Annotated in this window: 16 protein-coding genes and 1 pseudogene; 12 read left to right on the top strand and 5 right to left on the bottom strand. The window is 70.0% G+C overall.

Annotated features, from left to right (window positions below; all coding sequences use genetic code 11):
- The first annotated feature begins 236 nt into the window (after nt 1-236).
- Nucleotides 237-626, top strand: a complete 390-nt coding sequence (locus ABH935_RS03250) for a hypothetical protein (RefSeq protein WP_370376258.1) — start codon at nt 237-239, stop codon at nt 624-626.
- A gap of 84 nt (nt 627-710) precedes the next feature.
- Complete coding sequence (locus tag ABH935_RS03245; RefSeq protein ID WP_370376257.1) at nt 711-3,326, top strand: cell wall-binding repeat-containing protein; 2,616 nt, start codon at nt 711-713, stop codon at nt 3,324-3,326.
- A 234-nt stretch (nt 3,327-3,560) separates the two neighbouring features.
- Here the strand turns inward: ABH935_RS03245 and ABH935_RS03240 are convergent, their stop codons facing one another.
- Nucleotides 3,561-5,441 carry a cell wall-binding repeat-containing protein gene (locus tag ABH935_RS03240; RefSeq protein ID WP_370376256.1) on the bottom strand — a complete coding sequence of 627 codons (1,881 nt, stop codon included), beginning with the start codon at nt 5,439-5,441 and terminating at the stop codon, nt 3,561-3,563.
- Between the two features lie 907 nt (nt 5,442-6,348).
- Between ABH935_RS03240 and ABH935_RS03235 the strand changes: the two genes are divergently transcribed.
- The 4 genes from ABH935_RS03235 (at nt 6,349) to ABH935_RS03220 (ending at nt 9,578) form a co-directional block, all read left to right on the top strand.
- On the top strand, nt 6,349-7,407 hold the full coding sequence (locus tag ABH935_RS03235; RefSeq protein ID WP_370376255.1) for an FAD:protein FMN transferase: 1,059 nt from the start codon (nt 6,349-6,351) through the stop codon (nt 7,405-7,407).
- 32 nt (nt 7,408-7,439) lie between these two features.
- A complete protein-coding gene (locus tag ABH935_RS03230; RefSeq protein ID WP_370376254.1) occupies nt 7,440-7,970 on the top strand; it encodes a ferric reductase-like transmembrane domain-containing protein in 531 nt (176 codons plus the stop codon).
- An 85-nt stretch (nt 7,971-8,055) separates the two neighbouring features.
- A complete protein-coding gene (locus tag ABH935_RS03225) occupies nt 8,056-9,363 on the top strand; it encodes an NADH-ubiquinone oxidoreductase-F iron-sulfur binding region domain-containing protein (protein WP_370376253.1) in 1,308 nt (435 codons plus the stop codon).
- Nucleotides 9,360-9,578: a ferredoxin gene (locus tag ABH935_RS03220; protein WP_370376252.1), complete on the top strand. Its 219-nt coding sequence runs from the start codon at nt 9,360-9,362 to the stop codon at nt 9,576-9,578. Before ABH935_RS03225 ends, ABH935_RS03220 begins: the two co-directional genes overlap by 4 nt.
- Before the next feature lie 18 nt (nt 9,579-9,596).
- On the opposite strand, the gene ABH935_RS03215 is transcribed toward ABH935_RS03220, so the two are convergent.
- On the bottom strand, nt 9,597-10,226 hold the full coding sequence (locus ABH935_RS03215; protein WP_370376251.1) for a hypothetical protein: 630 nt from the start codon (nt 10,224-10,226) through the stop codon (nt 9,597-9,599).
- A 114-nt stretch (nt 10,227-10,340) separates the two neighbouring features.
- Between ABH935_RS03215 and ABH935_RS03210 the strand changes: the two genes are divergently transcribed.
- The gene (locus ABH935_RS03210; protein ID WP_370376250.1) at nt 10,341-11,027 is read left to right on the top strand and encodes a response regulator transcription factor; all 687 of its coding nucleotides are present in this window, start codon (nt 10,341-10,343) and stop codon (nt 11,025-11,027) included.
- Nucleotides 11,024-12,355, top strand: coding sequence for a sensor histidine kinase (locus tag ABH935_RS03205; RefSeq protein WP_370376249.1), 1,332 nt, complete (start codon nt 11,024-11,026; stop codon nt 12,353-12,355). The genes ABH935_RS03210 and ABH935_RS03205 overlap by 4 nt, the downstream gene beginning before the upstream one ends.
- A 98-nt stretch (nt 12,356-12,453) precedes the next feature.
- On the opposite strand, the gene ABH935_RS03200 is transcribed toward ABH935_RS03205, so the two are convergent.
- Nucleotides 12,454-14,334 carry a cellulose-binding protein gene (locus ABH935_RS03200; RefSeq protein WP_370376248.1) on the bottom strand — a complete coding sequence of 627 codons (1,881 nt, stop codon included), beginning with the start codon at nt 14,332-14,334 and terminating at the stop codon, nt 12,454-12,456.
- Nucleotides 14,335-14,549: 215 nt separating this feature from the next.
- Between ABH935_RS03200 and ABH935_RS03195 the strand changes: the two genes are divergently transcribed.
- From ABH935_RS03195 to ABH935_RS03185, 3 genes are read left to right on the top strand one after another with little or no spacing between them, the layout of a single operon-like run.
- Nucleotides 14,550-16,118 (top strand): circularly permuted type 2 ATP-grasp protein, encoded by a 1,569-nt coding sequence (locus ABH935_RS03195; protein WP_370376247.1) that lies wholly within the window; start codon nt 14,550-14,552, stop codon nt 16,116-16,118.
- Between the two features lie 17 nt (nt 16,119-16,135).
- The gene (locus tag ABH935_RS03190) at nt 16,136-17,122 is read left to right on the top strand and encodes an alpha-E domain-containing protein (RefSeq protein ID WP_370376246.1); all 987 of its coding nucleotides are present in this window, start codon (nt 16,136-16,138) and stop codon (nt 17,120-17,122) included.
- A 1-nt stretch (nt 17,123) separates the two neighbouring features.
- The gene (locus ABH935_RS03185) at nt 17,124-17,981 is read left to right on the top strand and encodes a transglutaminase domain-containing protein (protein WP_370376245.1); all 858 of its coding nucleotides are present in this window, start codon (nt 17,124-17,126) and stop codon (nt 17,979-17,981) included.
- Between the two features lie 44 nt (nt 17,982-18,025).
- On the opposite strand, the gene ABH935_RS03180 is transcribed toward ABH935_RS03185, so the two are convergent.
- Both ABH935_RS03180 and ABH935_RS03175 read right to left on the bottom strand, forming a co-directional pair.
- Nucleotides 18,026-19,114, bottom strand: a complete 1,089-nt coding sequence (locus ABH935_RS03180; protein ID WP_370376244.1) for a glycoside hydrolase family 11 protein — start codon at nt 19,112-19,114, stop codon at nt 18,026-18,028.
- A 26-nt stretch (nt 19,115-19,140) separates the two neighbouring features.
- Nucleotides 19,141-20,055 (bottom strand): annotated as a pseudogene (locus ABH935_RS03175) (non-reducing end alpha-L-arabinofuranosidase family hydrolase); the annotation flags it as partial.
- On the opposite strand from ABH935_RS03175, the gene ABH935_RS03170 reads away from it, so the two are divergent.
- Nucleotides 20,003-20,620 (top strand): hypothetical protein, encoded by a 618-nt coding sequence (locus ABH935_RS03170; protein WP_370376570.1) that lies wholly within the window; start codon nt 20,003-20,005, stop codon nt 20,618-20,620. The pseudogene ABH935_RS03175 and the gene ABH935_RS03170 overlap by 53 nt on opposite strands.
- Nucleotides 20,621-20,729 lie beyond the last annotated feature (109 nt).

Here is a 20,729-nt window from a genome sequence, read left to right as displayed (position 1 = left end):
CGTGTACGGATCCGCCTGGGTCGCTCATCGTCAGGCCAGAGCGGCGGTACGAACGCGTGGGTGTACGGCGACTTCCACAGCACTTCGTCGTCGGGGCGACGCGAGGCAGCTGGCGATGAACCCGAGCCGGCCTGCTTCTGCGGCGGCTACCACTGAGGGACTGTCAAGCACGCCAGGTCAGCCGGTACCATGTCCGCGCCGTGTGTCACGGCCTTCCAGCTATTCAGGGGGACGTCGTGTCGCGCTCACGGGAATCCACATCGGCCTGCGGCACGACCTTCGCTGGCTCCGCGCCGGCCATCGCGGCGGCGTCGGTGGGAATGGCCGAACAGGCACAGGCGCAGGCGGTCGCGACGTTCTGCGGCGGGCGTCCGGCGGCCTCGCCGTTGACGCCGGTCAATGCCGCGCCGGGCGCGGTCATGTCGAAGGACTTCCAGGAGTCGACCGACAGCTGGCTTCGCCTCGGCCGCGACGCGGTAGTCGACGGGCTGCGTCGGCGGGCCGTCGGCGTCGAAGTTCTGCACCGCGAGGACGTCCTGCTCCGGCGCCGGGGTGAGCAGGCCGAGCTTGGCGCGGCCCTGCGGGTCGGCGTTGCGGAGTCCGGCGCGACGCCGTTGCGCGTGTAGGAGAACCACAGCAGTCCGCTTGTTGATTCGGTGAGGCGCGCCATGAGCGCGTTTTTTGTCAGCTTCCTTAGTAGGAGATCGCCAATGCGCGCTCGCTCTCTCGCCATCGCCGCTGTCACGAGCCTAGCCTCGGTAGGCGGGCTGATCCCAGGCATCGCGAATGCGGACACAAACACGCTGCTCGTCGACAACACGGACGCGGCGTGCTCCGACGCGGTGGGAAGCGGGACCTCCGCGGTTCCGTACTGCCACATAGCCGATGCCGTCGCGGTGGCGCGGCCGGGCCAGACCGTGGTCGTGAACGACGGGACTTACGCGGAAGGCGTTGCCTTCCCGAACTCGGGGACACCGGGTATGCCGATCACGCTGCGGGCGGCGCACCAGGGGCGGGCCGTCGTCCGGTACTCGGAACCTTCGATCCGGATCGAGGGCGTGCACGACATCGTCGTCGACGGCATCGACGTGGCTCAGGCGGACTCCGTGGACCAAGGTGTCATCGTCACGGACTCCAGCGGTGTGACGCTGTCGCACATCGACTCCCAGGGCCTCACGATCAGTGGAGCCAGCGCCACCGGCGATGCGGTCGTCGCCAGCCGGGTGTACTCGGCGGCCTTCGCGAAGGGTGCGCACGGGAACGTCCTGACGACATCGATCGTCGGTCACGTCGTGGCTACGGATGCGCCCGGCAACACGGTGGTCAGCGACACCGTCTACGGCGATGACGGCACCGCGGCCATCGACATCTCCGGGGCCTCCCCAGGGACGACGATCGCGAACGACATCGTGGTCGGCCAGTTTGGAAGTTCGGGAACCGCACTCTCGGTCTCCAGCGGATCGACCGCCCAGACCGCCGTCCACCACAACCTCATCAACCCGGCGCCATATCCGACCGCCCCTTACAACTGGGCCGGCAAGGCGTATCCGAGCCCTGCGGCGTTCCAGGCGGGCACCGGGCTGGGCGCGGCGGAGATCTTCGCGAATCCGCAGCTCGATCTGAACACGTACGTGCCGCGGCGGACCTCTCCGGCGATCGACTCTGCTGACTCCGGCGTCCCCGGCGAACAGGCCACCGACGTCAACGGCGCTCCGCGGGTGGACGACCCGGCCGTTGGGAACTCGGGTGCCGGACTGCGGGGCTACGACGACCGCGGGGCTGTCGAGTTCCAGGGTCTTCCGGTGGCCGCCCTGACCCTGGGCGTCACCCGTCACGGGAACACCGCCACCTCGACCACGGTGCAGGCGGACGCGTCCGGTTCCGACTGGGGCTTCACCCCGATCGCCTCCTACACCTTCACGTTCAGCGACGGTACGGTCGTCACCCAACCGGGCCCTGTGCTCACCCGCACCTTCCCGCGTCCCACGGACGGCAGTGCCCCGTACGAGGGTGTGCACGTCACGGTGACGGACCAGGACGGACTCTCCGCGCCCAGCGGGGTATGGGGCTACGAGGTCATGCCGCAGGGCTGCGGCCCCGACCCGACGGTGACGTCGGTGCCAAGCGTCCTGCCGCTCACCGTGACGATCGACGGCAGCGGGACCAAGGCCGGCACCTCCTCAATGTGCTCTTTCAACAAGCCAGAGTGGTACCACTTCGACTTCGGGGACGGCACGCCCGAGGTGGCGCAGCAGGGAAACCCGGTCATCCGCCACACGTTCCCGGGCCCCGGAACCTACACCGTCACCCTCACCGCGGGACAGGGTGTGAACCCATCGGGCGACGGCGACGGTACCTCGGTCTCGACAAAGGTGACCGTCGGCGATGCCGCCGGGGTCACCCGGATCGCCGGTACGGACCGGTTCGCCACCGCCGTCGCCACGTCGCAGGCCCAGTGGGCAGGAGGCTCGGCACAGGCCGTCGTCCTCGCGCGCGGCGACGCCTTCCCGGACGCGCTGGCCGGCGTCCCGCTGGCCGCGCACGTTCACGGGCCGCTGCTGCTCACCGACCCGTCCGTGCTGACGTCCGCGACCGAGAACGAGATCAATCGGGTCCTCGGCGCCAGCTCGGGCAAGACCGTGTACATCCTCGGCGGGACCAGCGCGGTCAGCCCCGCCGTCGCGAACGCTCTGACGCACCGCGGGTTCCACGTCGTTCGTTATGGCGGCACCGACCGGTACGCCACCGCGGTCCAGATCGCGGACCGCGGGCTCGACCATCCCGCCAAGGTGGTGGTCGCCACCGGCCGCGACTTCGCCGACGCGCTGTCGGCAGGCCCACTGGCCACCCTTGAGGGCGCAGCCGTCCTGCTCTCCGACGACGCACACCTCGACCCCACGACGCACGCATATCTCCGGACGGCGACGCAGCTCACGTCGGTCGGTCACCAGGCGGACGGGGCCCTGGTCTCAGCCTGGGGGCAGAACCACGACATCCCCGCACACGAAGCGCTAGAGGGCGCAGATCGCTATGCGACATCCGCACAGGTGGCCCAGCGGGTCATCGACCTCGCGGGGCGCACCATCCGATTCGGGATCGCGACCGGCGCCGACTACCCGGACGCACTGTCCGGCGGCGCCTTCATGGCCACGCTCGGCCAGCCTCTGATTCTGACCGACCCGGCTGGCCTCCCACCGGGCCTGGTCTCGCTCCTGACCGGGGATGCGCACTTGCTGCAGGGCGTGACATTGTTCGGCGGCACGAAGGCAATCCCGGCAGCCGTCGAGAAGAGCATCTCGGACCTGGCTTCGAAGCGGGCTTACTGACCAAGATTCGGATAAAGGCGCCCGGCGGCTTCGACTGCCGGGCGCTGTTGCATCTTCGTAGCCCTCGTTCCGAGACTCAGCCGCCGTGATTTAGCTGGCTGACGTGTCCGATATCGGTTACATGCTCTGGGCTGAAGCTGCCCCGCGAGGCAGTCGCGGGGCGGCCCTTGCGGCGGCGCCGGGCTTTCGGGTAGCCGACGCCCCTGCGGCGTCAGACTGAGATCTCGTCCGTCTTCATTGGCTTGGTCGGAGGACGTGTCCGTCGACGGCGCTGACTACCGAGGCGAGCGGCGAGCTGCCCACTGCGGACGTCCCGCCGAAGATCTCGACAGCGGTCAGCTGCGCCCGCCACCCGTTGAGCACGGCCTGGGTCGGGGTCGACAGCGATGCTGGGTTGGTGAGCAGCAGTGCTCCGCCGGCGTTGGCGATGAAGGCGTCGCCGGTGAGCGCGTCCGGGAATGTGGTTCCGGACGCGACGCCGACTGTGGCCGGGGCGTGTCCGAGGACCTGCGCGATTCGGGTGGCCACGTCGGCGCTGGTGAGGTAGCGGTCGGCACCGGCCAACGTCATGTTGACGGTCTTGCCGGTGGTGTTCAGTGTCGCGACGGCCTTCTGCGCCTGCCCGCCGACCGGGTCGATCCCCGAGTGCTGGGATATGAACGCGGCGGTGGCCGCGTCGAGGGTGGCGTCGTCCGATAGCACAATCGGGGCGTTCTCGGCTGCGCCCAGCGGGCCGGCTGATAGTGCGTCCGGGAAATTGTGGCCGGTAGCGACGATGACATGGCTCGTGGGCCCGAACGCGCCGGCGATCTGGAGCGCGGTGTTGTATCGGCTGTCGCCGCCGTAGCGGATGACGGTGTAGCCGGCGCTGCGCAGTTCGCTTTCGATCGTCGGCGACACGGCGTTCTTGCCGCCGAGAATGTAGATCTTCTTGTGGGTCAGCGGACCACCGAGCACCCGGTCGATCTCGCCGCGCGTCGCGGTGTCGAGCGCTGCCGGGTTCGTTAGCAGCAACGGTCCGTGGACGTGCGCGGCGAAGGGAACGCCCGCCAGCGCGTCCGGAGCCGCGTCGCCGCGCGCCAGTACCACGGCGTTCGCCTGGCCCGCCTGCCACTGCGCGCTTGAAACCAGCTTGCTGGTGTCGTAGCGGGTGTCGCCGCCGATGCGGTGGACGGTGGGCTGGCGGGGGGTCGGCGTGGGGGTGGGAGTCGGGGTCGGGGTTGGGGTTGGGGTAGGAGGGGGCGTGGGTGTCGGTTGGAGTGCGATCCACGAGAACTCGCCGGCCCTGACTCCGGCCGGGATGCTGATAGCGGTGTCCGGTCCCGTCCCGGTCATGTTGTGGACGTAGTACCCGCCGTTCTGCGGATACAGAAGTTCGGCGCTGTCCGGCGACCACGCGGGGACCTCAGGGACCGACTGGTAGGTGGTGATGGTCTGCAGCCCTGTGCCGTCGATGTTGTAGACGTCGATCGCCTGCATGCCGTTCTTCGGCTCGATCACCGCGATCCGCCTCCCGTCCGGGGAGAGCGTGAACGGCAGGAACCCGGTCAGCTTCGTGGGCAGGGTGGTGCTGGTCTTGGTCTTCGGGTCGAAGATGACGGCGTCGTTACTGCTGCCCTCGCTATAAGCAAGCCGGCCGTCGGCCAGGACCTCGGGCTGGACTTGCTCGAAGTTCGGTGTCAGGCCGGGAACCGGCTCCGGTTGCTGGCCGGTACCGTCCACCCCGATCTGCCACAGTTGGATCTGCTCGTTGTTGGCGTCCTGCAGGAGGCCCAGATACAGGGTGCTGTTATCGGCAGACCACACCACCGAGCTGATGCCGTGCCACTGGTCGGGTGATTTCGCGACCACGATGTGGCTGTCGCTGCCGTCGGCGTTCGCCACGTACACGGCCAGGTCGTTGGTGGCGGAGTTCGTGCCGATGAACGCGACCTGCTTGCCGTCGTGCGAGAACATGGGCGAACGCGGGTCGACCGGGACCACTCCGGACAGCTTGATCGGGGCGTAGCCGGTGCCCGTGTCGTCCATGGTCGCCAGCGAATACGGCAGGCCGTTCGCCGACGTCGTCTGGAACGCCAACTGGCCGTGCATCGGCCCGGACACGGGTGCGGTCACGGCGGTCGCTGACGTTACCGTACCGAGGCCAGCCGCCCCGACGAGTGCGGACAAGGCGATCGTCGTTACACGACTGGATCGATTCATCAGTGATCCCCCAGGGATGATTTGGCAGCAGCGGCTGGCATCTTCCCACCGGGTGGGTTTCTCAGGGATCATCAAATCTGCGCATTCGATCTTGTTCAGCTGCGAGCTGGTCTGCTGCGTTCCCCTCCGGGGGCACGTGTGATGATCGGAAGATTTGAATGAACGCGCCCGATGGGTGCCCCGTCGGGCGCTGCTTCGCGGTGGTGCGCTGTCGGTGCAATGACGGTGTGTGACGGTAGGGATCTCTTCGGACGACATCCTTGAACCGTCCTTAGCGGAGTCTTAGCATTCGGGCCGGTGTACTTGCGGTCATGAGTAGCTCTGGCCACCGTGAAGCGCTCCGGGATTCACAACTTAAACGGCTGTCCACCTTGACCTGGCGCTCTGCGCAGGTGGCGATGGCCACCACGTTCGTGCTCACCACCGTCATCTCGCGGACGGCGCATTCGGTGGATTCCTCGACCTCGGACGCTGGCTCGTCCGGGATGCCGCAGGGTGCGTCATCCTCTGGTACCTCGCCAGGTGTGCCGGTCAGCTCGTCTGGTGTGGTCGCTGGGAAGCCTGCGCCGTCGGGGTCGGCTTCGGCTTCGGGTCCTGGCGTCGGTACGACGAAGCCGGGGGCTCCGTCCTCTTCCGTCAGGTCCTCTTCCCGCTCGACGGTGACGGCTCCCGGTGTGCTGCGTTCCAGCGCGGCCCCGACATCGCGCTCCGCGTCGGTTCCGGCCCCGCAGCCGACCAGCGCGCCGGTGCAGCCGCCGGCTACTCAGCCGCAGACGACCAGTGCGCCGCCGGTCACCTCGTCGCACACTTCCAAGCACACATGACCGTCTCGACCGTCTCGACCGTCTGGGTCGGCGCCCGGCCGATCGGCAAGGCCGCTTTTCCGATCTGGGGCGGTACGGCCGAGCTCCTGCTCACCGAGGCCGCCGCGATCGACGGTGGTGAGCGGTTGCTGGCCGCGGAATTGGCGGCGGTCGGTGCGGCGTGCTCCCGGTTTCGGGGCGACTCGGAACTGTCGGCGGTCAACGCCGGCGGCGGCGCGCCGGTCGTGGTGAGTTCGCTGTTCCTGGAGTTCCTGGACGTGGCGCTGGCAGCGGCCGTGAACACTGGCGGCGCCGTCGACCCGACGTGTGGCTCGGCGCTGGTGGCGTTGGGCTACGACTGTGACTATTCGCTGGTGCGTGAGCGCGATGCACGGCGCGTTCCCGGCTCCGGCCGCCACCGCGCGCCGGATCCGTCAGCGGCTGCTTCCGTCACCGCGTCCTTGTTGTCCGCCGTCGAGCTTGACCCGGCTCCGGCCGCGTTTCGTCCGGTCGCGGGGTGGCGCGCCGTCGAAGTGGACGCCGAGCGCGGTAGCGTCCGGGTCCCGGACGGGGTCGTCCTCGACTTCGGTGCGACAGCGAAGGCGCATGCGGCGGACCGGGCCGCGAGGCTGATCGCCGCCGAACTCGGCTGTGGTGCGTTGGTCAACCTCTCCGGTGACATCTCGATCGCGGGTCCGGCGCCGGAGGGAGGTTGGTCGGTGCGCGTTGCGGACGGCGAGGCGATCGGGCCCGAGGATCCGGGTCAGACCATCGCGGTGTACGACGGCGGCCTCGCCACTTCCGGGACCACGGTACGTACCTGGCAGCACGGTTCCCGCACTGTGCACCACATCATCGACCCCGAGACCGGCGACGCGGCGTCGATCCACTGGCAGACCGTGTCGGCGCTCGCTGCCACCTGCGTCGCGGCCAACACCCTCACGACTGCCGCGATCGTGCGCGGCGCCGATCTGGTGCCGTGGCTGTCCGAGACCGGCTGCCCCGTGCGGATGGTCGGCATTGACGGCACGATCACGCTGCTCGGAGGCTGGCCAGAAGAGGAGACGGCACGGTGAACTTGTCGCTGAACGGCCCTGGCCTTTGGTACGTGACCCGTGCCACTGGCATCGTCACGCTGCTGATGCTGACCCTGTCCGTCTTCCTCGGCGTGGTCACCCGGTCGCGGCGCTCGACCCGCCGGCTGCCGCGCTTCGTGGTCGTCGGACTGCACCGCAACGTATCTCTCATGGTTCTGATATTCCTGGCCTTACACGTGGCGACCACCGTGATCGACAGCTACACCTCGATCTCACTGCTCGACGCGTTCGTGCCGTTCCTGTCCCAGTACCGCACCGAGTGGCTCGGCTTGGGGACGATCGCCTCCGACGTACTCGTGGTCCTGGTACTGACATCGCTGATGCGCGAACGGATCGGCTACCGCACCTGGAAGGTCTTGCACTGGCTCTCCTACGCGTGCTGGCCGGTCGCGGTGCTGCACGCGTGGGGGACCGGCACGGACCCGGGAGTCGCGTGGGGACGCTGGATCGGATACGGCTGCGTGGCGGCGATCGGCACGACCGTGCTCTGGCGGCTCGTCATCGCCGCGCGTCCGGACCCCGCCGACACGTTGGCGCCGTAGAGCCGTAGAGCCGTAGAGCCGTAGAGCCGTAGAGCCGTAGAGCCGTAGAGCCGTAGAGCCGTAGAGCCGTAGAGAGGACGACCCGATGACCAGCCTTGAAGTGCGGCGGACGCTCCCGGCATCCGGCCTCCCGCGCCTGTTGGACGGCGCTTGGTCGGACTCGTCGGCGGACCTGGAGGCGCACCTGCGCAAACACGGCCCACCTCCGTTGCGCCTGCGCCCGGCCGACCTCATCGAGACCGTGGAGCGTTCCGGCCTGACCGGCCGCGGCGGCGCCGGTTTCCCGGTCGGCCGAAAGCTGCGCTCGGTCGTCGAGGCCGGGCGCGGGCCGGCGGTCGTGGTGGCCAACGGTATGGAGGGCGAACCCGCCAGCAGCAAGGACCGGTTGTTGCTCACCCGGCTGCCGCATCTGGTGCTGGACGGGATTTCGCTGGCCGCGCACGCCGTCGGCGCGGACCGTGCGTTCGTGTGCATCCACCGAGGCGACCCCGAGTATGCCGACTGGCTGCGCGAATGTGTCGCCGCCCGCCGGGCTGCCGGGATCGACCGGGTCGCGATCGAGGTGGCGGAACTTCCGCGTCGCTACGTCGCCAGCGAACAATCCTCACTCGTCCGCTTCCTGGACGGCGGCCCGGCCGTGCCGACCTTCGGGCCGCGACCGCACGAGCGCGGGGTCGGCGGGCGCCCGACCCTGGTGCACAACGTGGAGACCCTGGCGCACCTGGCCCTGATCGTGCGCCGCGGCGACAACTGGTTCCGTGCCGTCGGAGCCCCGCGCGCCCCCGGCAGCATGCTGGTGACCGTCGGCGGGGCGGTGAACCGGCCCGGCGTCTACGAGGTGCCGATGGGCCTGTCCGTCGGCAACGCGATGATGGTGGCCGGGGGACCGGCCGAACCTGTCAAAGCCGTGTTGTGCGGCGGCTATTTCGGGACCTGGATGGCAGCCGAGGTCGCCTGGAACGTGCCGCTGACGCACTCGGACATGCGCCGGGCCGGAGCGTTTCTGGGCGCCGGGATCCTTGTCGCGCTGCCGGAATCAGCGTGCGTACTCGGCGAGACGGCGCGCGTGGTCCGCTACATGTCGGAGGAGACCGCGGGCCAGTGCGGGCCCTGTGTCTTCGGTCTGCCGGCGCTGGCCGAGGTTCTGTCCGAGTTGGCGTTCACCGGTGGCCGGGCGCGCGCGATCCAGCAAGTCCGACGACAGATCGAGCTCGTGGACCGGCGCGGCGCGTGCCGGCATCCCGACGGAGTGGCTGCGCTTGCCCGCAGCGCCCTCGACGCGTTCGCCGACGACGCGCTCGAACACGACCGGTTCGGGCCGTGTATCGGTTTGCGTCGTCGGCCCGTCCTGCCGCTGCCGGCCCGTTCCGAACGCGAGGAGGTCCGTAGGTGAGCCACGTCATGCGCGTCAACCCGATCGGCTGTCGTGCCCACGGCATGTGCGCGGAGTTGCTGCCGGAGATGATCGATCTGGACCCCTGGGGGTACCCGATCCTGTCCGAGCAGCCTGTGCCGCCCGAACTGGTCGCCCATGCCCGCCGCGCAGCCGCGGCCTGCCCGACCCTCGCCTTGCTGGTCGAGGACGGGGACCGGCCGCGGCGGCGGTAGCGCGGCACGTCGGCCGGCTCAGTGGTCGAAACCGCCGTCGTCGTCGCCGACTAGAGCCGGGGTGCCGGCCGGACACGCGACGCGGACTTCCATCCGGTTGGCGGCACCGACGAATACGACCGTCGCGAACCGTGCGGGGCCGCGTTGCACCCCATCGGCCAGGTAGCCCTGTGCGGGGCTCCAGGACACCAGGTAAGCCGCCGAACCCTGACACTGTGCCAGGACCGAACCGCCGTCGACGGACAATCGGCGCTCGACGGTGTGCGCGGCGGTCGAACCGGTCGAACCGGTCGGGGCGAGCCAGGGATGGGAACCCGCCGTCGACGACGGGGCCGTGTTCGAGGCGGCCGGGCCGGTCGAGGGAAGGCCGGAAGGGGTGCCGGAAGAGGTGCCGGACGCGCTGTCGGAAGGGGTCGGCCGGACCGGCGACGTGCCGGCCGGGCCGGGTGGAGCGGAGTCGGCGCTGCTGCCGTCCGGGGTCGCCGTCGCTGAGGCCAGCGCGCGATTCACCTCGCTGACGCTCAGCGTGTCGCCTTGCGGATTGTGGGGAGCGTCGCCGAGATAGGACACCGCGAACAGGGACAAACCGGTGGCGGTCGTCGCCCCCACGATCCAGGCGCCCACCCCGACGCTGACCTTCGCTCGCACACTCGGCATTGTCTGGCGGTCTTCCTTAAGGCAGGGCTAACGCGAAGGTAATGGCAGGTCCAGGAAACCTCCGCGCACTCCCGCGCCCTGTGCGGCGCGGGGTAGGTTTGCGCGGTGGCCCAGCTGCTCCTGGTCGAAGACGACCCCACGATACGCCGCTCTCTCATCCGTGCTCTCGGCGAGCGGGGGCACGCGGTGGGCAGCGTCGGTACTGCTGCGGAGGCGCTGCGCGCCGTGGTGGAGGCCCGCCCTGATCTCGTGATCCTGGACCTGGGTCTGCCGGACATCGATGGCTATGAAGCGTTACGGATGATGCGCGCCGTGTGCCCCGTCCCGGTGGTCGTCGCGACCGCGCAGGACGATGAGCAGCAGATCATCCGTGTGCTGGACGCCGGGGCCGACGACTATGTGGTCAAACCGTTCAGTCCCGGGCATCTCGACGCCAGGATCCGGGCCGTGCTGCGCCGCGTCGTCGCCGAAGCCGCGGCGGGCTCGGCGATGGTGGAGGTCGGCGGGCTGCGGCTGGATCCGCGGGGGCGCCAAGCGTGGCTCGACGGAGCGGTGCTGGACCTGTCTCCGCGTGAGTTCGACCTGCTGCACCACCTCGCCGCGCGTACCGGCGAGGTGGTGACCAAGCGGGATCTGCTGACCCATGTCTGGCGCCAGCCTTATGGCGGTGCGGACAAGACGGTGGACGTTCACCTGTCCTGGTTGCGCCGCAAACTCGGCGAGACGGCGTCGCAGCCTCGTTACCTCTACACCGTGCGTGGAGTGGGTGTGCGTTTGGCGCCGCCGCTATGAGGAGCCGGCTGCTCCTGCTCGCTTTGGCCACCGGGTCGCTGCTGCTGGTGGCCTTCCTCATTCCGCTGGCGCTGTTGCTGCGCTCGGTCGCCGCCGAGCATGCCTCCGACGAGGCCGCCACCCAAGCCCAGGCCGTGGCCTCACTGGTGGCGACCCTCGATGAGCAGAAGCTGCCGCTGGTCGTCGACGGGAGCAGCCGGCCGATGACGGTGTTCCTGCCCGATGGCACCGTGGTCGGCCGCTCCGCGCCCCGCGACCCGGCAGTCCGTCTGGCAGCGACCGGCCGTTCCCTGACCGCCCAGGCGCCGGGTGGTCGCGAAATCCTTGTCGCGGTCGCCGGATTGCCGGGAGGGACCGCGGTGGTCCGGGTTTTCGTCTCCAACGCGGACCTGCAGCGGGGTGTGACGCGCTCCTGGCTCATGCTGGGCGCCGTCGCGGTCGGACTGCTCGCGGTCAGCGCGGCGGTGGCGGCTTTGCTGGCCAAGTCGATCACCCGCCCGCTGTCGGCGCTGGTCGCCGCGGCCGACGCGATGGCATCCGGCGATCTCCAAGTGCGTGCTGCCGCCGACGGTCCCCGCGAGGTCCGGCGCGTGGGCCGCGCTCTGGACCGGCTGGCCTGGCGCATCACCGAACTGCTGCACCGGGAGCGCGAGTCGGTCGCCGACCTGTCCCATCGGCTGCGCACGCCGCTCACCGCGCTGCGCATCGACGCCGAGTCGTTGGCCGACCCGGCGGACGCGCACCGGATCGGCCGCGACCTGGATGATCTGGAGCGCGTCGTCACCGACGTCATCCGCGCCGCCCGCCGTACCGGTGCCGACAATGGATCAGCATACTGCGACGCTGCGTCGGTGGTCCGCGACCGCGCCGCCTTCTGGGCCGCGCTGGCCGAGGATCAGGACCGGCTGATGCGCGTCGACGTCCCGTCCCGGGCCCTGCCGGTGGCCGCGACCGCCGACGACCTGACGGTCTGCCTGGACACCCTGCTGGACAACGTCTTCACCCACACCTCGGACGGCACTCCGTTCACCGTGACGCTGACGCCGTCCTCCTCCGGCGGCGGCGTGCTGACGGTGGCGGACGCCGGCCCCGGCTTCCCCGCCACTCAGGCCCCGGGCCGCGGCATCGGTACCGGCCCGCACTCGACCGGACTCGGTCTGGACATCGCCCGCCGTGTGGCCGCAGCCTCCGGGGGCACGCTCACCCTCGCCGACTCGCTGTCGGGCGGAGCTGCGGTGGTCGTCGAGCTGGGGCCGCCGAATGACGGATCCGCGCAGGGAGACCCTGCGACGGGTCGTCGTGGGCTGCGACGTTCGGTCCGACGGTAGCCGGGAGGCTTTTTGACGTCCTCTCCCCGACCGCAGCCGCCGGCTGCGGTCGGGGAGAGGACTCAGACCACGGGCTCGTGGTCAGCCGTCCGGGTTCGTCAGCGCCGGTGCGCCGACTTCGCGCGGCGTCGGCGCGTCATCAGGACACTGCCGGCGGCGATGGCGACGAGGCTGCCGATCATGCCGTACGTGACGACGCTGCCGGCCCCGGTGAAGGCCAGCAGACCGCTGCTGCTGGGAGCCTGCGCGCCGTCGGCGGCCGCGCTGCTCGATCCGCTGGAAGCTGGTGCGCCCGCCACGCGGCCGCTGGAGTTCGAGCCGGGAGCGGCGGGGGTTGTCGAGCCGTGCGGAGACTGGGACGGCCGGTGCCCGGCTGGCCCCGCGCCCGCCGAAGAAGGCGTCAGGGTCTGGGCGGGGGACGTCCCGGTGGCGGTAGTCGTCGGAGCGCTGACCGGTCCGGTGGACTTCAGTTGAAGGGTCGTGATCGAGTACGGCGGCAGCGTCTGCGCGGCCGCGGTGCCCGCCGACGCGGTCGTCAGCCCGGTGCCGCCCTTGAGATACGAGACGGTAGTGACCGCCCCCGGCGCGGGCGTGAATCCGGCGTACGACAGCGACACCGTCACCGGGTTCGCCGGGTCCTTGTTGATCAGCATGACGTTCAGCCCGCCTTTGCTGGTGCGGACCGCGTGCACGGCCAAAGAGGTGCTGCCCGAGGACGCCTTCACCATGGTGTCGCCGGGTGCGGCCAGCGCCGTCAGCGAGCGGATGCCCCAGTACGTCGGGAACGGTGTCTCCAGTGCCGGCTCGCACGCGCCGTTGTTGCAGCCGCCGCTGGAGAGGACACCGCCGTCCTGGTAATCGGTCTGGCCGTCGACGGTGTCGATCTTTCCGGGGCCGTTGTGCAGATCCCACCAGTCGACGTTGACGGCGCCGTGCTCGAACCAGGTCATGTACGCGTCCGGGGCGAACAGTGCCGCGGCCTGGCTGGTTTGGGCCACTGAGCCGCCGGCGCTGGTCTCGGTGATGGCGAGCTGGATGGAGGAGGCGCGCGATCCGGCGTAGGCGGCGATCAGCGAGCGCACCGTGGCGGTCATGGACGCGACCTGGCTGCCGGGCGTCTTCAACAAGTCGGCCGCGGCGCCACCGCTGCCGGCGCCGCTGCCGACCCCGGCGCCGGCGCCGGGGTACCAGTGGACGATGACGAAGTCGATCGAGTTCGCCGCGATGGACAGGACCGTGTGGTTCCAGTCGGCCTGGTCGCCGGGTCCGGTGAGGCCGTCCGGCCAACCTCCCGGGGTGGTGAGCACCGCGCCGATCTTCACCGTGGGGTCCACGGCCTTCATCGCCTTGGCGTAGGCGACGAGGTTGTCGGCGTAGGCGGTCGGGCTCTTGTCGGCGTGCTGATCCATCTCCCAGGCGCTGCCGTAGTGCCCGTTGCCGGGGATCTCGTTGCCGATTTCCCAGTACTTCGCGCCGTAGCCCTTGTCGACGTTGGCGTACTTGACCCAGGCGGCGGCTTCCTGGGGAGAGCCCGAGCCGTAGTTCGCGATCAGGATCGGCTGGGCTCCCACGGAGTTGGCCATGGCCATGAAATGGTCGAAGTCGGTGTTCGGAGCGACCCAGCTGGCGGCCCCCGGGGTGAGGCTGCTGGTCTGCCAGTGGTAGGCGTCCCCGACTGATCCGCCGGGATAGCGCAACTGCTGGATCCCGGCCGCCTTCAGCAGCGCCGCCGCCGCCGGGTCGGTCATGTGTTGGTCATAGACGGCGGTGTTGAGGCCGACCCCGGTAGCGGGGACGGTACCCAGCGAGGTGCCGGCGTCCACGGACACTGCGACGGCAGGCGCCGCCTGCGCCGAAGTGGTCACCACGCCGACGGCGCCTGCCACGACGAGGGCCGCGGCCGCTCCGGATATCGCGCGGCGGCGCATACGGCCGCGCCGGGCCGGTGGTCGGACGGTGATCGGGTCGGTGGGTGACACGGAGAGCATCCCTTCAGCAGTACGCGGACTGTGCGCTCCCTCAGTGGTCTGGCCGATGCGGAAAGGTTGCCGCTCCGGTCGAGAAATCTTCGACAGACCACCGGCTCGCGACTCCCTTCCACTCGCCGGTCGCTCACCTTCGCCTGATCACATGAGCTGATCCTTTGTCGCAGCGCATACACGTGTTGGAAACACGGGAGCACTACGTTCTCGTCATGGCGGACGTTTTCGACGCGTATACGCTCTCTCATGCCTGGGATGAGATGTTCGAGGCGCCGGGCACACCCCGGCGCGCCTATGAGCGGGTGTTCGCGGCGCTGGAACATCTCGATCCCGATGAGGTGCGTTTCAGAGCCGAGCAAGTGGCGCGGGCGTTCACCGACGGCGGTGTGACGTTCGCCTTCGGGGGCGAGGAACGACCCTTCCCGCTCGACCTGGTGCCGCGGGTGATCGCCGCGGCGGAATGGGACGAGATCGACCGCGGCGTACGGCAGCGGGTGCGGGCGCTGGAGGCGTTCCTGGCCGACGTGTACGGGCGGCAGTCGATCCTGGCCGACGGGATCGTCCCACGCTCCGTCGTGCTCACCGGCAGCGGATTCCACCGCGCCGCGCACGGCATCGATCCGGCCAACGGCGTGCGCGTGCACGTCGCGGGCATCGACCTGGTCCGTGACGTGGACGGCAGGTTCCGGGTGCTGGAGGACAACGCCCGTGTGCCCTCCGGGGTCAGCTATGTCATCGAGAACCGGCGGATCACGGCCCGCACCTTCCCGGGGCTGTTCGCCGAGCACCGGGTGCGCCCCGTGGACGACTACCCGGCCCGGTTGCTGGCCGCGTTGCGCGCGGCCGCGCCGGCCGGGGTCCACGACCCCGTGGTGGTGGTGCTCACGCCCGGCGTGGCCAACTCGGCCTACTTCGAGCACGCGCTGCTGGCCCGCCAGATGGGGGTGGAACTGGTCGAGGGACGAGACCTGAGCTGTTCGGGGAATCGGGTCCGGATGCGCACGACGGCCGGGGAGCAGCCCGTGCACGTGGTCTACCGGCGCATCGACGACGAGTACCTGGACCCCCTGCACTTCCGCCCGGATTCGGTGATCGGGTGCCCGGGCATCCTCAACGCCGCGCGGGCCGGCCGCGTCACGATCGCCAACGGGGTCGGCTGCGGGGCGGCCGACGACAAGCTGACCTACACCTACGTGCCCGATTTCATCCGGTACTACCTCAACGAGGAGCCGGTGCTGGACAACGTGCAGACCTACCGGCTGGACGATCCCGAGCGCCTGGCCTGGGTCCTGGACTCGCTGGCCGAACTGGTGCTCAAGCCGGTGGACGGCGCCGGCGGCAAGGGCATCGTCATCGGTCCGCAGGCTGATGAACGAACCCTGATCCGGCTGCGCGCCACCGTGGCGGCCGACCCGCGCGGCTGGATAGCCCAGCAGCCGGTAGCCCTGTCCACCTCGCCGACCTTCGTGTCCGACCGGTTCGCGCCCCGGCACATCGACCTGCGCCCGTTCGCGGTGAACAGCGGCGACGACGTCTGGGTGCTTCCCGGTGGCCTGACCAGGGTGGCCCTGCCCGAAGGCGCGCTGGTGGTGAACTCCAGCCAGGGCGGCGGCTCCAAGGACACCTGGGTCCTGGCCGACGCGCGCCGCCGGCTGCCGCGTGAGGCGGCCGCCGCCGAACAGGGCCGAGCCGCCCTGCCGCCGTCGGTGGTACGGGAGGGGGTCGCCGACCGGCAGGCCGGACCGGGCCCTGCCGAGTCCGCGCAGCAACAGCAGCAGTGAGACGAGAGGGGACGGCATTGCTCAGCCGTATCGCGGAATCGCTGTTCTGGCTCGGCCGGTACGTCGAACGCGCCGACGACACCGCACGGGTCCTCGACGCCTTCATGCATCGCCTGCTCGACGATCCCGGAACCGATGAGGAGGCGGCCTGCCGCACCTTGTTCGCCGTGCTCGGCGTGGCGGTGCCGGCGACCGAGTCCGGGGTCTGCGACGCCCAGACGGTATTGGACGTACTGGCCTTCGACGCCCGGGAGGCCAGCTCGGTGGTCGGCGCCTGGCAGGCCGCGCACGACAACGCGCGCGGGGTCCGCGAAGTCATCTCCACCGAGTCCTGGGAGTGCCTGAACGCGACGAGGCTCGCTCTGCCGGCGCAGCGTCGCGCCGCCGGACGCCTGGGCCCGTACGCCTATCTGCGTTATGTCCGCGAGCGCGCCGCGCTGTTCTCCGGCCTCGCCGATTCGACCATGAGCCGCGATGACAGCTGGCTGTTCCTGACGTTGGGACGAAGCCTGGAGCGGGTCGACATGACCGCGCGGCTGCTGTCCGTCAAGGTTCTGGCATCGCCGTACGCGCCGGACTGGGTGACGCTGCTGCGGGCGGCGGGCGCCGACGAGCCCTACCGGATCACGGAGAGCTGGGGCGGCGATCCGCAGTCGGCGGCGCGGTTCCTCGTGCTGGATCCCGGTTTCCCGCGCTCGATCGTGCACGCGCTGGCCACCGCGGAGCGCTGCCTGGCCGACGTGGCCGATGCCACGACGGGCCGATCGTCGCAGGGGCGCGTGCCCCGCCGCTCGCGCGGCCAGGCCCTGGCCCCGTCCGCGACGCGGATCGTCGGCCGTATGCGCACCGTTCTGGAGTACCTGGACGCCGACACCCTGGTCGAGCGGCTGCCGACGGTGCTCAAGGAATTGCAGGAGGCCTGCCTGGCGGCCAGCCGGCAGATCGCCGATCAGTACTTCCAGTACGGCACACCGGTCGTCTGGCTTCAGGGAAAGGACTCCTGAGATGGTCTGGAGGCTGGCGATCAGCCACGAGACGGTGGTCGAGTACGACGGAGCTGCGCGGGCGTCGTACAACGAGCTGCGCATGACGCCGCTGACCACCGGGCGGCAGATGACGCTGACCTCGCAGGTCGAGTTGCATCCGCGCGCCGCGATGTGGCAGTACACCGACTACTGGGGCACCCGGGTCACGTGCTTCGACCTGCAACAGCCGCACGAGAACCTGACCATCCGCGCTTCAAGCACCGTCGAGACGAGCACCGCGGACGTCCCCGGACCGGACGCCGCCCGGACCGCGATGTCCTGGGCCGGCCTGGCCGAACGTACCGCCACCGGCGACTTCGCCGAATACCTCGGCCGCACCGGCCGCACGGCCATCACGCCGGAACTGGCCGCCGCGGTGCGCGAGCGTGTCGCCGGCGCCGACCCCCATGAGGCCGCCGACGAGATCGGCGCCCTGGTCAACGATTCCATGGTCTACATGCCGGGCGCGACAGGGGTGCAGACCGGCGCTCAGGAGTCGTGGGAACAGAAGTCAGGCGTCTGTCAGGATTTCTCCCACCTGGCCATCGCCATGATGCGGGCGGTCGGACTGCCCGCGCGCTACGTCTCCGGATACCTGTTTCCCGACCCGGACGCCGAGCCCGGCGTCAGCGCCGAGGGCCAGAGCCACGCCTGGACCGAGTACTGGGCCGGGTCCTGGATCGGGATCGACGCCACCAACCGCGACGTGCCCGGCGCGCGCCACATCGTGGTCGGGCACGGCCGGGACTACGGGGATGTCCTTCCGCACAAAGGGATCTATCACGGCGCGCCGGGGCGGGATCTGAAGGTGATGGTGCGCTTCAACCGGCTGGCATAGCGCGGTACGGACAGCTGTCAGCGTGCGGTACGGACAGCTGTCCGTCATCGCGAACTGGGCCGCGCCCGTCGCCGGCGGTGCCTGCCGAGCCACACTGCGGCGGGCGCTAGAGGAAGCAGCAACAGTGCCCACCACAGCGACGGTGAGCGCGAGGAACGCGATTCGGCGACACCGACTTGCGCCAGGGCGGTGGACGCCGGGGTCGTCGGAGTGTTGGGCGAATCGGTGCTCACGCCGCCGGTCGGGACGGCTGAGGGGGTGCTCGGCTGGGTGGTCGGCCCGGTGGTCGTTGGCGCTCGGGTGGGAGACTGAACGCTCGATGGCGTCCGGGCGGGCGAAGCGGCACTTGAAGGTGACCGGACCGGCGAGCCGGCGCTCGGCGGCGTCCCGGCGGGAGGCGGGGCCACCGGGGCCGCCGTCGTCCCGACGGGCGTCGGCGGGACGGGGGAGCCGCCGAGGGCTATGTCGGAGTTGCCGCTGCTTTGGTATCCCTCGGTGGCCAGGATCATGTAGTTGAAGGTGCCGAGGCTCATTCCGTGGCCGGCCCAGGCGTCGAAGAAGTTGCCGGTGGTGATGGTGCCGCCGGTTCGCCGGGATTGCCGGACGGCCCAGTATTGGTTGAACGTCGCGGTGCCCTGGATCGACGGTGCGTTGGTCCGTGTCGTTTCGTAGATGTCGTAGGTGCCGCCGTCGCTGGTGACGGAGCCCTTGTACGTCCCGGTGGGCCGGTAGCTGCCGTAGTTGTCGACGATGTAGTACTCGACCAGCGGGTTGGTGGTCCAGCCGTAGACGGACAGGTAGGCGTTGCCGGACGGGTTGAAACTGCCCGAGTAGGTCACGCTTTTGCGGCCGCCGGTGTTCCAGCCGGTGCCCGCGACGAAGTTCCCGGCATCGCTCCACGTGGTGCGGTACGCGCCGCCCGCTGCGAGGGTCATGGTCACCGACCCGGCGCCGGCGGTCCAGAACGAGTAGAAGTAGCCGTTGCTGGTGCCTTCCTGGCTGGTGGTGATGGTCGTGTCCGCATGAGCGATGCTGAACAAGGACGTGATCATCACAGCTGCGGCGCATGCACGCGCGAGAAGCGGCCCGATGCGGCGTCTGCGGCGGCCCGGATGGGCGGGAGCGTCGTTCATGGCTTCTCCTGTCGCCGTTGCGCGGGTCACGGGTGCTGCAGGGTCAGCAGGCCGGGCCGCCAGGGCAGCTGGTCGTAGGGACCGGCGGCGCCGGGGGACTTGCCCTGGTAGAGGAACTGCAGGTGGCAGGGGTCGACGGTCATGGTCTGGTCCGGGTTGTCGCGGACCAGATCACCGTGGCTGATGTCGTTGGTCCACGTGGCTCCGCTGTTGGCTTTGCCCGCGAAGGGGTTGCTCTCCGCGGCGGCCTGCGGGGTCCATGAACCGCTCAGGCTGGAGGCGGTGAATGATCGGAAGTAGCGTCCTTGCGCCCCCTCCGCCTCGACGAGCATGAGGTACAGGTTTTGGCCTTGGACCTTGTAGACCTGGACCGCTTCGAAGAGGTTGGGCGTGGAGTCGGTCATGACGGTCGTGTGCGAGGAGCCGAAGCTGCCCGGGAAGTTCCCGATCGGCATGCTGGCCCGGTAGATGTTTCCGTTGTCGCCGGCGAAGAACAGGTACATGTTCGTGCCGTCGCCGATCAGGGTCTGGTCGATCGGGCCGGTGCCGGAGCCGGGGCCGGGGATGCTGCCGGTGAACAGCGGCTGTGGTGAGGACCAGCCGTTGGGGTCGGTGGGGTTGCTCGACGTCCGGTAGATGAAGGGCCATTGGCCCCACTGGTAGGCCAGCACCCAGATGTTCTTCGGCGCGAAGTAGAACAGCGTGGGTGCCACCGCGGACTGGCTCATCCAGGTCTGGCCGGCCGAGGCCATGTCGGACCAGTTCGTGAAGGGGCTGAATGCCATCGAGCCGTAGGACGATCCCGAGACGTCCGAGGCGTAGACGAGGTGTTTGCCGTTGTAGACGACGTTGGTGAAGTCCTTGAGCGAGCCCCAACCGTTCTGCGGCGTGGCCAACGCGCCTGTCGACGACCAGTGGTACGTCGACGGAAGCGAGCAGGTGCTACTTCCCCTCGCCGTGGTTGTGGTCGTGGTCGGGATTGTGGTCGGCGTGGAGCGTGGCGTCGAGCTGCCGCCGCCGGCCGTAGAAGACGCCGCCGACGACGAGGAGGGGCGCGTGCCGCTCGGACTGTGGCTTGTGGCCGCGCTGCTGCCTGCCGCGACCGCGATGGGCTTGCCGGGCGAGGCCGACGGTCCCGGCGCGGAAGAGCCGCTGGTCCCGATCGGCGCCGCGTCACTGGCGGCACGGGAGGACCCCGGGGGCGCAGTGACCAGGACGGCCATGCTGACGGTCACAACCGCGGCTACGACGACGGCAGCCAACACACCCCGGCGCGCGAACAATCGGCGGAGGCCCGGAATCAGCACTTTTCGTCTCCCCGCGACGGCCGAGCAGGGCGACCGGCGACTACCGCAGGCGTTGCCGCAGCCGGTGTGCCAAGCAGCCGTGGCGTGGATCGCCGAGGGAAGGACATGTCTGCGCTCTCTTTCAGCCGTCGCGTCGGCCCGGACCGCCTTGGCCGGACCACATCAAGTGGTCCGGGAAGCCGAAAAGGTTGCCGCCTGAGAGAGTCGGTTGTTGTGAGGAAGACGCGCCGCCGCCCACCCGCCTTACCGGTGGCGCGCCGCGCTGGTGGCCGCCGTGCTGGTGGCCGGTGACGCCGCCGCGTCGCCGA

Origin of the sequence: Catenulispora sp. GAS73 (assembly GCF_041262085.1) — a bacterium.
Lineage (GTDB): Bacteria > Actinomycetota > Actinomycetes > Streptomycetales > Catenulisporaceae > Catenulispora.
Note: the sequence above shows the minus strand (reverse complement) of the source record. Positions and strands in the feature narration are given on the sequence as shown.

What these genes read in the sequence shown, in the direction of transcription:
- ABH935_RS03245 (WP_370376257.1), top strand. Translation starts at nt 711, where the DNA reads ATGCGCGCTCGCTCTCTCGCCATCGCCGCTGTCACGAGCCTAGCCTCG.
- ABH935_RS03235 (WP_370376255.1), top strand. Translation starts at nt 6,349, where the DNA reads ATGACCGTCTCGACCGTCTCGACCGTCTGGGTCGGCGCCCGGCCGATC.
- ABH935_RS03225 (WP_370376253.1), top strand. Translation starts at nt 8,056, where the DNA reads ATGACCAGCCTTGAAGTGCGGCGGACGCTCCCGGCATCCGGCCTCCCG.
- ABH935_RS03205 (WP_370376249.1), top strand. Translation starts at nt 11,024, where the DNA reads ATGAGGAGCCGGCTGCTCCTGCTCGCTTTGGCCACCGGGTCGCTGCTG.
- ABH935_RS03195 (WP_370376247.1), top strand. Translation starts at nt 14,550, where the DNA reads ATGGCGGACGTTTTCGACGCGTATACGCTCTCTCATGCCTGGGATGAG.
- ABH935_RS03185 (WP_370376245.1), top strand. Translation starts at nt 17,124, where the DNA reads ATGGTCTGGAGGCTGGCGATCAGCCACGAGACGGTGGTCGAGTACGAC.
- ABH935_RS03180 (WP_370376244.1), bottom strand. Translation starts at nt 19,114, where the DNA reads ATGAACGACGCTCCCGCCCATCCGGGCCGCCGCAGACGCCGCATCGGG.